The organism is Paraburkholderia oxyphila NBRC 105797 (assembly GCF_000685075.1).
Taxonomy (GTDB): Bacteria; Pseudomonadota; Gammaproteobacteria; order Burkholderiales; family Burkholderiaceae; genus Paraburkholderia; species Paraburkholderia oxyphila.
On record NZ_BAYD01000012.1, the window covers coordinates 1 to 12,762 of the forward strand.

Annotated in this window: 7 protein-coding genes; 5 read left to right on the forward strand and 2 right to left on the reverse strand. The window is 63.2% G+C overall.

Annotation, left to right across the window (positions count from 1 at the left end; translation table 11 throughout):
* Positions 1-100 precede the first annotated feature (100 nt).
* The gene (locus tag BO1_RS10575) at positions 101-3,565 is read right to left on the reverse strand and encodes an adenylate/guanylate cyclase domain-containing protein (RefSeq protein ID WP_028217536.1); all 3,465 of its coding nucleotides are present in this window, start codon (positions 3,563-3,565) and stop codon (positions 101-103) included.
* Positions 3,566-4,175: 610 nt separating this feature from the next.
* Between BO1_RS10575 and BO1_RS10585 the strand changes: the two genes are divergently transcribed.
* From BO1_RS10585 to BO1_RS10605, 5 genes are all read left to right on the forward strand, one after another.
* The gene (locus tag BO1_RS10585) at positions 4,176-4,736 is read left to right on the forward strand and encodes a hypothetical protein (protein ID WP_028217537.1); all 561 of its coding nucleotides are present in this window, start codon (positions 4,176-4,178) and stop codon (positions 4,734-4,736) included.
* 627 nt (positions 4,737-5,363) lie between these two features.
* The gene (locus BO1_RS10590; protein ID WP_028217538.1) at positions 5,364-6,515 is read left to right on the forward strand and encodes a branched-chain amino acid ABC transporter substrate-binding protein; all 1,152 of its coding nucleotides are present in this window, start codon (positions 5,364-5,366) and stop codon (positions 6,513-6,515) included.
* Positions 6,516-6,810: 295 nt separating this feature from the next.
* The gene (gene amaB / locus BO1_RS10595; RefSeq protein ID WP_028217539.1) at positions 6,811-8,310 is read left to right on the forward strand and encodes an L-piperidine-6-carboxylate dehydrogenase; all 1,500 of its coding nucleotides are present in this window, start codon (positions 6,811-6,813) and stop codon (positions 8,308-8,310) included.
* A 147-nt stretch (positions 8,311-8,457) separates the two neighbouring features.
* Positions 8,458-9,630 (forward strand): NAD(P)/FAD-dependent oxidoreductase, encoded by a 1,173-nt coding sequence (locus BO1_RS10600; protein ID WP_028217540.1) that lies wholly within the window; start codon positions 8,458-8,460, stop codon positions 9,628-9,630.
* A 352-nt stretch (positions 9,631-9,982) separates the two neighbouring features.
* A complete protein-coding gene (locus BO1_RS10605; RefSeq protein WP_028217541.1) occupies positions 9,983-10,936 on the forward strand; it encodes a LysR family transcriptional regulator in 954 nt (317 codons plus the stop codon).
* Between the two features lie 96 nt (positions 10,937-11,032).
* On the opposite strand, the gene BO1_RS10610 is transcribed toward BO1_RS10605, so the two are convergent.
* A complete protein-coding gene (locus tag BO1_RS10610) occupies positions 11,033-12,691 on the reverse strand; it encodes an NRAMP family divalent metal transporter (RefSeq protein ID WP_028217542.1) in 1,659 nt (552 codons plus the stop codon).
* Positions 12,692-12,762: the final 71 nt, after the last annotated feature.

Genomic DNA, 12,762 nt, shown 5'->3' on the forward strand with positions numbered 1-12,762 from the left:
AAAAGTAGGTGCCGCCCCGCACAGGGGCAACGCTTGCGGCCCGCCGCGAAAACAAGTTAAGGCCAACGCACTTGGAGTAAAAAAGAACTCCAGCCTGGCATCAGGCACTTCTCTCGGTCGCCATATCGCCGAGCAACGCCTTCGCTTGCTGCAAGTCCACCGTATCCGCGCCTTCGGAGAAGGCCTCATACAAGCGGCTCAGCATGAGGCCGGCCTCGCCCGTCTTACGCTGTGCACGCCACAGCCGTGCCAGACTCAACCCGGCTCGCAACTGCAGCGACATCGCCCGCTGCCCGGCCGCAATGGCGAGCGCTTTCTGAAAACAGGCTTCGGCCTGTAGCGATTCCTGCTCATCGCACGTTCGATCGCCCGCGCGCTCGAGGAGGAGTTCTCCCCTGATCCGATGCAATTCCGCTTCGTGGAAATGCTCTCCCGTTTGGTCAACAATGGCCAGCGCTTCGGCCAGCGTATCGAGTCCCTCGCGCTCACGTCCATTGCGCCCGCACGCCGAGGCAAGCAGCCCCAGAAAATAGGAATGCGAAAGCTTCGCACCGGTCGCGAGGTACGCCGCGAGCCCTTGCTTCATCTGTTCGATGCCGCCATCCAGGTTGCCCTGCTCGGCGAGCGACGAGCCGTGCAGGATCGTCGCCCAGGCCAGGTAGTACGGAAAGCCCTGTTCGTCCGATAGCGTGATGGCCGCTTCGGTGAATTCCTGTGCCTGCCGGGGTTCCTGCCGGATCAGATGCAGCATGGCCGCGGAGACCAGCGCGAACGCGAGACCGAACGGCTGGGCAATCTTGCGGGCGAGCGTGAGGGCTTGCCGGCTTCGCTCGCTGGCTTGATCGGGAAAGCCCAGATACCACTGGGTCCACGAAGCAATGCTCAAGGTGCGCACACCGGGATCCATGCCATAGACATAGGCGTGAGCCTGATGCCGCTCCTGCACGTACAGCGCGCGCATCTTTTCCTGGTGCTCGCGTGCGGTAACGAAATCGCCCTGGAAGAACGAGCTCGACCCCAACGCACTATGCGCTTCGACCAGAAAATCCGGATCGTGCGCATTGGACGCGACCCGCAACAACCGTTCACCGAGCTCCTGTGCCGTGGCGTAATCGGCACGCAACGAATAGTAAGTGCGCAGGCCAAATCGTGCGGGAAAGAGCTGCGAGCAATCGCCAATCTGTTCGCATAGCGCCATCGCGCGCGTATACGTGGCTTCGACTTCCGGCGCGGCGTAGCCCCGGGCCGCCATCAGCGCGGGACCGATAGAGAGCCGCAGCGCCAGTTCCTGGCGCGCGCGGCCGGGTGTGTCGGGCAAGCGTTCGAGCAGCGCGAGCGCCGTCTGGAAGTGCCGCATCGCATCGAGGCCGGCCGAGCGCTCGACGGCCTGCTGGCCCGCGCGGTGCAGGTATTCCACGGCTTTCTGCGCATTGCTGCTGAGACTGTAGTGGTGCGCCAGCTCGCTGCAATACTCGTTGAGCCGGCCGGCATAGAGCGCCTCGATCGCCTGTGCCGTGCGCTCGTGCAACAGACTGCGTTGCTCGGAGAGCAGCGAGCTGGCGGCGACCTCCTGCGTCAGCGCATGCTTGAAGGTGTATTCGATTTCCGGGAAGGCTGGCCGCTCGTAGATGAATTCCGCTACTTGCAGACGCGAGAGCAGATGGCGCAACTCGTCTTCCGTTTGCTCGACCACCTGCCGGATCAAACTCCACGGAAACTCCTTGCCGACAATCGCGAGATGTTGCAGCAACGTCTTCTCGGCAACGGGCAGCCGGTCCATCCGCGAGGCCAGCACGCCATGCACCGTGGTGGGAATGTGCAGCTCGGCGGGCGTCTTCGCAATCCGGTACTGGCCGGGCGCGCCAAGCAGCGCGCCTTCCTCGACGAGCGTCTGGACCACTTCCTCCATGAAGAAGGGGTTGCCCTCGGTCTTTTCGAGGATGCGCTCCTTCAGCGGCATGAGGCCGGGGTCGTCCCCCAGCAGCGCGCTGAGCAGGCTTTGCGCTTCGGCCGGCCCGAGGGCGTCGAGCCGCATCTGGCGGTAGTTGTCCTTGTCGCTCCAGCCCGGGCGGTAGTCGGGCCGGAAGTTCAGCAGCAGGATGATCCGCTCGCTGGCCACGTGCTCGATCAGGAATGCCAGGAATGCCTCGGTCTCGCTGTCGAGCCATTGCAGATCCTCGAACAGCAGTTGAACCGGCTGGTTCAGGCTCTCGCGCTCGATCAGCCGCTTGATCGCGTCGAAGGTCCGCTCGCGCCGGATGCGGGCGTCCATGGTCGCGACCGCCGAATCCGGCTCGCCGGCGCCCAGCAGATACAGCACATAGGGCAGCAGATCTTCGAGACCGCGCTCGAGCGTCAAAACGCGTCCGGTGACTTTCTCGCGGGAGCGCCGCTCGTCGTCCTGAGCCGTGATCTGGAAGTAGTTCCTCAAGAGCTCGATGAGGGGCAAATACGGAAACGCCTTGCCATGCGAAACCGAGAACGTCTCGAGGATCAGGCAGCCGCGCTGCGAGCGCTCCTTGAACTCATGGAACAGACGCGACTTCCCGACTCCCGCTTCGCCCACCACGCCGACGATTTGCCCGTGCCCGGCCGTCGTCAGGGCGAGCGCGCCGTGCAAGCGCTCCAGTTCCGTTTCGCGGCCCACGAACCGGGCCAGCCCGCGATGTGCCGCCACTTGCAGGCGTGTGCGCAATGCGCCAAGACCGGTCAGCTCGAAGACTTCCAGCGGCTCCTGAATGCCCTTGATCTGGGTGGCGCCCAGCGCCTTGAACTCGAAATAACCGGTGGTGAGCCGGTATGTCGATTCGCTGACGAGCACGGAGGAAAGCGCGGCGATCGTCTGCATGCGCGAGGCAATGTGGATCGTATGGCCGACCGGATCGTAGTCGGTGCGCAGGTCGTCCTTGCGGATCGAGCGCACCACCACCTCGCCGGTGTGGACGCCCACGCGAATCTGCAGAGGAATACCCTCCTGCAGACGGATGCGGTCGGCATGCCGGCGCATCGTCTCCTGCATGCGCAGCGCCGCATACAGCGCCCGCTGCGGGTGATCTTCGTGCGCGATCGGCGCGCCGAAGAGGGCGAGAATGCCGTCGCCCAGCGACTTCGCGACGAAGCCCTCGTAATGATGGACGGCCTCCATCATGAGCGCGATGACCGGCGCGATCAGACGATGGGCATCTTCGGGATCCCGTTCGTGGATCAATGCAGTCGATCCGGCCATGTCGGCAAAAAGGGCCGTGATCGTCTTGCGTTCGACCGCCGTGCCTTGCTGCGCTTCGATCGCGGCCTGCTCGGCGAGAATGCGTTGGGCCAGATGGGGCGGCGTGTAATGAATGGGGGCGGCGGGGGATGCATGACCGGCGTCGCCAAGGGGCGCGCCACCCGAGGATGCGTCACTTGAGGGCGCGCCGCTAGCGGGTGCGCCGCATGCATTGCAAAAGCGCGCGCTCGCGCTCAGCTCATGGCCGCACCGCGAGCACAGCCGCGCGAGCCGCATTCCGCATTGCTCGCAGAAGTGGGCCCCGGCGGCATTTTCGAAACCGCAGTCTGCGCAGCGCATATCGCCTCTCGCTTTCGCCTGCATCTCACTGATTAGACGCCGAATCCATCAGCGCATCAAGGCGGATTACCCGCCGGCATGGCCTGGCGGTTTCCAGCCCTTTTGCGCCTCGGCGCTCCAGTGCGCCGGCGTGAGCCTCGCGATGAAGAACTCGGCCAGCGCGCTCGCTTTTGCGGGGCGTGCCCGGGCAGTGGGGGTGACGAAATACAGACCGCCTTCGCGCAGGCGCCAATCCGTCAAAAGCGGTTCTAGCTGTCTATACGGGCCTCGATGTGATCATCGTTCGCGACGGGAAGATTGCCGCGCTCCATGTCTTCCTGAATTCCATCCCGTCGTGATTTTCGGATTATCCCTGAGGGGTAAGGATGCAATAAAACATCTATGCATATGCGTGAAGCATGATGCGCCGGGTATTGCGGAAATTCCGCTTTATCTGTCACGTCAGACCATTGTGTGCTCTTGTACTTCGGCGTAGTGTGTGTTGAGAATCGTGTCGATTGCGCGGCACATTCCTGGCATGGTTATCAATCATGCTAATTCAAGCGCTCTTGTGTCGCCGGAATGGTGGATTGTTTGCCGGCGTGAAATCGTATTCATGGAGAATGAAATCATGGGAACGACCAAGTACGCAACGGGTACGCCGAAGATGTATTTGAAGAACGTGGGCGGAGCGCCAGGTTCTGAATTTCCCCTCAATCAGGATTCGGATAATTCGGTAGTGCAACCCGGATTGGTCAATGCAGCAGGTTTCACCCTCGGCACCATGCTGAGCAAATTGACGGTGGTCAGGGCACTGGATTATGACCACGAGAACGGTGAACACTCGCATTGGGAAACCTATTTTTCGACTTCGGCTAATATTTCCGTTAAGGTCGATCTCCTGCAGAGCTATTATCGAGTACTTTATTCGGCTATCAGGCCAGGAAATGCGTACGCAGATGATTACACGCTTGATCCAGAAAAGAGCTTGGGGGAAGTGCTCAAGGCGGCAGTTGATGTAGCCAAGGATAAGGGAAAATGGAATGGCGACGTCGAGGATGGCTACAATTGCCAAATCTTTGTGATTAAACTCATGAAGCGGTTAGGTATGAAGGAAGACGCCGTTGGGTATAAGGAAAAGCGCATCCGGGCGCGCATAGATCGAATGAAAAGATACATGGAGGCGCATTAATAAAGCGAGACTCGCTGACGGCGGCGGGGAGCCTTGAATCGTTCGCGTGAAAATTCTTCTGCGTGCATCCCGGTCTTCGACTGCGGGACGTTGAGGAGCGGTTGGCCCGACACGGTGTCGTAGCCGCATACGGAAGGGCTGTTGCGAACCTGTCATGCCGTCGCGCTGAAGACGTTTGGAAACTGGGGTATTGTGTCAAACCGGAACAAATACCGTGCTTATTAGTTCGGATATCGAAATATAAGAGGTGTGGCGGACATAACTCGACCGCCCCAGAGACGGCCGTGACGAGTGAGCGAGCGGGAACTTCAGTCCATCGCGACTAGCGCCATCACGCCGTCACGCTGAGATGGCGCCGGTTCGCTCGGGGTATCTCCCAATGCCCCGCATTCCACGATAGACCTCGCTGAATCCCCCGATCTTACGGGCTTGATGACTAAAGCGCATCAGGTCGTGCATAGATATCGTTTGATGCCGGTCTATTGGCTGCCGACAATCTCCTTGCATCTTCGCCGCACGTGGCCCAGGCGCCGCGTGTCGAGGCGGGGGATGAATATCGCGCGCTGGAGCCCGCTGCGGTTGACGAGGTGCGCGATGTGCCGATCACCGATATCAAAGGAACGCTCAATGGTTGCCCGCTTTCGCACTTCCTGTCGTCCTGCATGGGTTGCTGTTTCTCTGCTGCTGGCGGCCGGGTCCGTCCACGCTCAGCAGGTCGAAGTGAAGATTGGCGTTGCCAGCCCGCTCACGGGTGGTGGCGCCGCTTACGGCAAGGACATCGAAAACGGCGTGCGCATGGCAGTCGATGAGGCGAATGCCAGCCATCCGACCATCGCCGGCAAGACAGTCAAGTTCGTCGTCGATTCCCAGGACGACCAGAGCGATCCGCGCGTCAGCGTGCAGGTGGCCCAACGTCTCGTCGACGATCACGTCGCGGTCGTCGTGGGTCACTTCAATTCCGGCACGACGCTGCCGGCTTCGCAGATCTACGCGAAAGCGGGCATTCCGATGATTACTCCGTCGGCAACGAACCCGGCTATCACGCAGGCCGGTTTCGGCACCGTCTACCGGGTGATCGCCACGGACTCGCAGAACGCCGGCAACGCAGGCGCGTACGCCGCGACGGTCAGCAAGGCGAAGCGCATCGCCATCATCGACGACCGCACGGCATTCGGCCAGGGCGAGGCCGACGAATTCGAGAAGGCCGTCAAGGCAAATGGCGGCACGATCGTCGACCGCGAGTTCACCAACGACAAGGCAGTCGACTTCTCGGCTCAGCTAACCGCCATCAAGGGCCACAATCCCGACCTCGTCTTCTTCGGCGGTCTCGATACGCAGGCGGCCATGCTGGTCAAGCGCATGCGCCAGCTCGGCATCAAGGCCCAGTTTCTCGCGGGCGGCGGCGTGAAGGACGCGAACTTCATCAAGATCGCCGGCGATGCGGCGAACGGCGCCTCGGTCTGGGAGTACGGCCAGCCGCTGGGCGCGTTGCCCAAGGGGAAGGATTTCGAGGTGAAGTTCAAGCAGAAATACGGCGTGGACATGCTGGCATACGCGCCGTTTGCCTACGATGCGGCATGGGTAGCCATCAAGGCGATGCAGACGGCCAACTCCGTGAACCCGGCGCAGTTCAATGCCGCGCTGAAGTCGACGGACTACCAGGGTATTACGGGCCGGATTGCCTTCACCCAGACCGGCGACCTCAAGAGCCCGAGCTCGACGATGTACCAGGTGAAGGACGTGGCCTGGGTGCCGGTGACGACGAAGACGACGGACTGAGCGCGCGCGGAAATCCAGGGCGTGCCCGCCAGCGTGGCGGACGCTCCGGCGCGAGCGGTGCCATTGACCCTGCTGCCGGCGACTTCGAGGCATGATTGTTTCCGATGCGAAATTTTCGTGCCGGGCCGGAAGCGGGGCGCGCCGCCGCGCAGCGGGCGCCGCGAGATTTGCTGACGAGCGGCGTTCCTGGCCAGCGCAGCGTGCTGTATTGACACCGTTGCCCGTGCCCGGCTCTGCGTGTATAGTTTCCTAAAGTATCAATATTTCCTATCGGAAACATCGACGAGGTTTCTCCGTGAAAGCATCCACCATCCTTTCGGAACTTGGCATTTCCCATCTCGCAGAGGCAGGCGATATCGCGGTTCATTCGCCCATCAATGGCGAACTGATTGGCCGCGTGGCGAGCCAGTCCGTCGCCGATGCCGACGCCGCGCTTGCGAAAGCGCACGAGGCTTTCAAGACCTGGCGCAACGTGCCGGCGCCGCGGCGCGGCGAGCTGGTCCGCGTGCTGGGCAACAAGCTGCGCGAGCGCAAGCATGCGCTGGGCAGCATCATCACCCTCGAGACCGGCAAGATCCTCCAGGAAGGGCTGGGCGAAGTGCAGGAGATGATCGACATCTGCGACTTCGCGGTGGGGCTCTCGCGTCAGCTCTACGGCCTGACCATCGCGTCGGAGCGTCCGGGCCACCGCATGGCCGAGACGTGGCATCCGATGGGTGTTTGCACGGTCATCTCGGCGTTCAACTTTCCGGCTGCCGTGTGGTCGTGGAATGCCGCGCTCGCCCTGGTGTGCGGTAACGCGGTCATCTGGAAGCCTTCGGAGAAGACGCCGCTGACCGCATTGGCCGTCGACAAGATCCTTCAGGATGCGCTCAAGGAATTCGGCGGCGCGCCGGAAGGGCTCACGAGCCTCGTCAACGGCGGGCGCGATGTGGGCGCGAAGCTGGTGGCCGACCCGCGCTCGAATATCGTGAGCGCCACGGGCAGCACCGAAATGGGCCGCGCCGTTGGCGTGGAAGTCGCGCGCCGCTTCGGCCGCACGATTCTGGAGCTCGGCGGCAACAACGCCGGCATCGTTTCGGGCACGGCCGACATGGAACTGGCGCTGCGCGGCATCCTGTTCTCGGCGGTGGGCACCGCCGGCCAGCGTTGCACGACGCTGCGCCGCCTGTTCGTTCATGAGAGCGTCTATGACCAGGCTGTGGAACGGTTGAAGACGCTCTACAGCAAGGTTTCGATTGGCAACCCGCTCGAGCAGGGCACGCTGATGGGGCCGCTCATTGACGAGCAGTCGTTCAATCGCATGCAAGCCGCGCTCGAGCAGGCAAAGCAGGAAGGCGGCAAGGTCTTTGGCGGCGAACGCCATGGGGTCGCGGGCAACGAAAAGGGCTTCTATGTGCGCCCGGCCATTGTCGAGATGCCTGCGCAAACGGCGATCGTGCTGACCGAAACGTTCGCGCCGATTCTCTATGTGCTCAAGTACAGCCGCTTCGAAGACGCCATCGAGGCAAACAATGCCGCGCATCACGGGCTGTCGTCGTGCGTCTTTACGACCGACCTGCGCGAGAGCGAGCGCTTCCTCTCCGCGTCGGGCAGCGATTGCGGCATCGCCAATGTGAACATCGGCCCGAGCGGCGCGGAAATCGGCGGCGCATTCGGCGGCGAGAAGGAGACCGGCGGCGGCCGCGAGTCGGGCTCGGATGCGTGGAAGGCCTACATGCGGCGCGCAACGAACACGGTGAACTTCTCGTCTGCGCTGCCGCTCGCGCAAGGCATCGATTTCAACATCGACTAAAAATGAAACTCACTCTGGGCGTGGGGAGACTTTCAGGGGGCCAGGCAGCGCGCGAGCCAATGCAATTTGCAATGGCGCGTGTTTCTGCTTCGCCGCTGACCGGCTTCCCGCCCAGTGTGTCTGGCTATCTGGAATCTGGAGCAAGTCGTGAGTGCAAAAGTTGTTATCGTTGGCGGCGGGGTCATCGGTAGTTCTATCGCTTACTTTTTGCGCGCGTCGGATCCGACGGTTGCCGTGACGGTCATCGAGCGTGATCCGAGCTATGCGCGGTCGTCGTCGGCGCTATCGGCGGCTTCCATCCGGCAGCAATTCTCCACGCCGCTGTCCATTCAGATGTCGCTGTATGGCATCGAATTCCTGCGCAATATCGGCGACCGGCTCGAGGTGGAGGGTCACAAGCCGTCCATCGACTTGCATGAGGGCGGCTACCTGTTTCTGGCCACCTCGACGGGCGAAGCCACGCTGCGCGAAAACCACGCATTGCAAACGAGCCTGGGCGCGGATATCGCGCTGCTCTCGCCGGACGCGCTCAAAGAGCGGTTTCCCTGGCTGAACGTGGACGACATCGTTGCGGGCGCGTATGGCCTCAGCGGCGAAGGCTGGTTCGACGGCTACGGGCTCGTGCAGGCGCTGCGCAAGAAGGCGCAGGCGCTGGGCGCGCGTTATGTCGCTTCGGAGGTGACCGGTCTCGAGCTCGACGGCCGCAAGGTCACGCATGTGCTGGCGAGCAACGGAGAGCGCTACGCCTGCGATACGCTCGTGAACGCCGCTGGCGCGTGGACGCGCCGCATCTCCGAAATGATGGGCATCGACATTCCGGTCTACGCGCGGCGTCGCAGTATCTTCAATGTGTCGTCGCCGGCACGGCTCACGAACAGCCCGCTGCTCATCGATCCCACCGGCGTCTATTTCCGCCCCGAAGGCAAGACGTATATCACCGGAACCTCGCCGAGCGAAGAGAACGACCCGAACGATCTGCCGCTCGACGAAGTCGATCACACCCTGTTCGACGAAGTGATCTGGCCGACACTGGCGCATCGGGTGCCGGAATTCGAGGCGCTGCGCGTCGAGAATTGCTGGTCGGGCTACTACGAGTACAACGTGTTCGACCATAACGCGATCATCGGCTATCACCCGGAGATCGAAAACTGCGTGTTCGCAAACGGCTATAGCGGGCATGGCCTGCAGCAGGGGCCCGCCACGGGCCGCGGCGTGAGCGAGCTCATTATCGGCGGCAAATACGCCACCCTGGACCTGTCTGCGCTGAGTTGGGACCGCGTGCTGGAGAAGCGTCCCATCGTTGAAAAGAACGTCGTGTAGTTCCGGCGTGTCGTCTCCTTCCTTGTTGAATGGAGTCTCCTGGTACTTCGAAATTTAGCCCGACTGTGTCGGGCTTTTTTTTTTGCCTCTTGCGAGGAAGCCATGCGGGAAACGGCGGCCATGCCAGCGGCTGCGGACAGCCGCTGCGGACAGCCGCGAGGAAGTGGCTCGATGATGGCGGGCCATGCCGCGGCGTGCACGTCGCAGCGGCATGGATGGTAAGCTTCGCGGTGTCAGATCGCGCAGGACCTGGCTCGCAGGCGTCCTGCGTGCACATGCACGGAGCCGGAGCCCATGCGCGGGTCGCGCGCGGGGTCTGGCGCCCTTGCCCCCTCCCAGCTTCTTACATCAGATGGATACGCTGAACTGCATGCGGATCTTCGCCCGCGTTGCCGAAGAAGGCAGCTTTACCGCCGCCGCACATCGCCTCGATATCACGACCGCATTCGCGTCGCGCGCCGTGGCGAGCCTCGAGACGCATCTGCAGGCGCGCCTGCTCAACCGTAGCACCCGCCGCGTCGCCCTCACCGAGGCCGGCGAACGCTATCTTCGGCGCTGCGAGCAGATTCTCGCGTACATCGACCAGGCGGAAGCCGAGGCCGGCGATGCCCAGGCGCTGCCATCGGGCAGGCTGCGCGTGCATGCCACGACGAGCTTCGGGCAAGCCTATGTCGTGCCCGCGGTCATGCAGTACCAGAAGCGCTATCTCTCGGTCTCGGTGGAGCTCACGCTCTCGCAGCACGTGCCCGACCTGCTCGACGAAGGGTACGACGTGACCTTGCAACTGAGCTCGACGGAGTTGCCTGATTCGGCGCTCGTCTCGCAGACGCTGGGCGTGGTGCACAGCGTGCTGTGCGCCTCGCCCGACTACCTGCGCGAGCGCGGCACGCCGCACAGCGTGGCCGAGCTCGCGGATCATGCCTGTCTCCAGCTCATCACGCCGGTGTTTCCGCGTGACCGGTGGCACCTCGAGGGGCCGGGCGGCGCCGAGACGTTCGAGTTGCCGCCCTCGGCATTTCAGGTGAACGTCGCGGATGCGCTTGCCGCCGCGTTGCGCGAGGGGGCGGGCATCGGCTCGCTGCCCATGTCGTCGGCGGTGCCCGCGCTGCGCAACGGTTCCTTGCTGCGGGTCCTGCCGGACTATCGTCTCCAGCAGCTCACGGTGTACGCGATGTACGCGTCGCGGCAATATCTCGACGCCAAGATCCGAACCTTCGTCGACTTCCTCAAGGAATCCATTCCGCAAGTGCTCGCCGCCGACGAGGCGGCGCTGCGTATGCCGGTCCATTGCACGCAAGCCGCCTGATACCGATATCGCGCCAGGGCCCAGCAAAAAAACTGGAAGCGGCAACCGGGGGTTGCCGCTTCTCTAGCGCCGCCTTTGAGCGGCGCATTTGCTTGCTCAGTGCACGAGCGTCATCTGCACGACCTTCACGATCACGAGCGCCACGGCCAGGATCAGATAGCCGCGCAGCACGCCCATCCACACCCGCTTGGCGAGCGTGAGATTGGGCGGCGGCAATTCGGCGAGCGGCGGCATGCGCCACATATCGCGGGTGCCCTGCGGCCAGCTCTGGGTGACGACTGGGGTTTCGCCGCGCAGCCAGCGCCATCCGAGTATGACCGCATGGGCGGCTACGGCCAGCAGCGTGCCGGCGGCGAGGATGTCGATGATCGTCTCGCCGCTCATGTCGGGGTACATGACCGAAGCCGTGAGGACGATCGAGAGCATGACCAGCACCCAGACGACCGCGCCCGTGAACAGGTTCAGCGCCTTCGAATTGACCCAGGGCCCGAGCACGGCGCGGTCGTTGCACAGCAGCAGCAGGAACACCGTGGCGCTCGGCAGCAGCACGCCCGCGAGCGTCTGCACGGCTTCGGTCAGGAGGCCGAGCGGGCTGCCCGGAATCAGCACGATGGCGGCCGCGGCGGCCACGATGCCGAAATAGACGAGGTAAAAGCCCTTCGCGTCGTTCACGCCACGATGCAGCGAATGCCGGATCTTGAACACGTCGCCGATCGCATAGGCCGTCGAAAGCGATACCGCCGCCGCGCCGATGATGGCCGCGTCGAACAGCGCGATAGCGAACAGCACGGCCGGCGTGTGCCCCGCGTACTTTTCCAGGCCGGCGATCACGCCGCCCGCGTCGGAGAAGTTGCCGAATTCGGGCTTGCCAGCAAAGAGCTGCGCGCAGAACGCGATCATGGCCACGGCGCCAATCAGCACGAAGAAGATGCCGATCCACAAATCGGCCTTTTCATACTTCATGAAGCGCGGCGTGATGCGTTTGTCGATCACGTAGCTCTGCTGAAAGAACAACTGCCACGGCGCGATGGTGGTGCCGACGATGCCGATCACGAGCAGCATCACGTCGGAGAGCTTCGAATGCGCGGGCCAGTTGGGAACGAAGAAGTCGCGCGTCATCTGGCCAACGGGTGGGTGAATCGACACGAGCACCGGCACGAGCAGCAGGCTCAGCACGCACAGCGCGACGGCGAAGCGCTCGAAGCGCCTGAAGTCGCCCGTGCTTACCGCCGCCATGGTCAGCACAGCGGCAATGCCTACGCCCAGCATCTTCGGGATGCCGAAGAAGTCGAGCACGAAGGTGATGCCGATGAACTCGGTCACGATCGTCAGCGCATTGAGGATGAACAGGTCGATCACGCTGAAGGCACCCCAGAACTTGCCGAAGCGCTCGAAGATCAGGCGTGCGTGGCCGACGCCCGTGACCGCGCCCAGGCGCAGCACCATTTCCTGGTTCACATAGAGCACGGGGACGAGCAGCAGCAGCGTCCAGAGCAGGGTGGTGCCGTAATTCTGGCCCGCTTGCGTATAGGTGCCGAAGGCGCCCGCGTCGTTGTCGCCCACCATCACGATGAGGCCGGGCCCGAGGATCGCGAGCAGCGTGCGCAGGCGCGGCCACCACCCCGTGCGCGGCGCGAGGTCGTAATGGGAGATGGTGCCGAGCGCACCTTTGATGTCGCCCAGGTGCGCTTCGTCGAGCACGGCGCTGCGTGGCGGCGATACGCTCGCCGGCTGGAAGTTGCTTGGAGTGGACATGGCGTTCTCGTCTTTTGCGTTGTCGGATGGCTAGCGGGGGCGTGGCAGTGCGCCGTGCGCGCGCGGCGTAC

Bases quoted from the DNA above. Each gene is read 5' to 3' on its own strand.
- BO1_RS10575 (WP_028217536.1), bottom strand. From the start codon at position 3,565: ATGCGCTGCGCAGACTGCGGTTTCGAAAATGCCGCCGGGGCCCACTTC.
- BO1_RS10585 (WP_028217537.1), top strand. From the start codon at position 4,176: ATGGGAACGACCAAGTACGCAACGGGTACGCCGAAGATGTATTTGAAG.
- BO1_RS10590 (WP_028217538.1), top strand. From the start codon at position 5,364: ATGGTTGCCCGCTTTCGCACTTCCTGTCGTCCTGCATGGGTTGCTGTT.
- BO1_RS10605 (WP_028217541.1), top strand. From the start codon at position 9,983: ATGGATACGCTGAACTGCATGCGGATCTTCGCCCGCGTTGCCGAAGAA.
- BO1_RS10610 (WP_028217542.1), bottom strand. From the start codon at position 12,691: ATGTCCACTCCAAGCAACTTCCAGCCGGCGAGCGTATCGCCGCCACGC.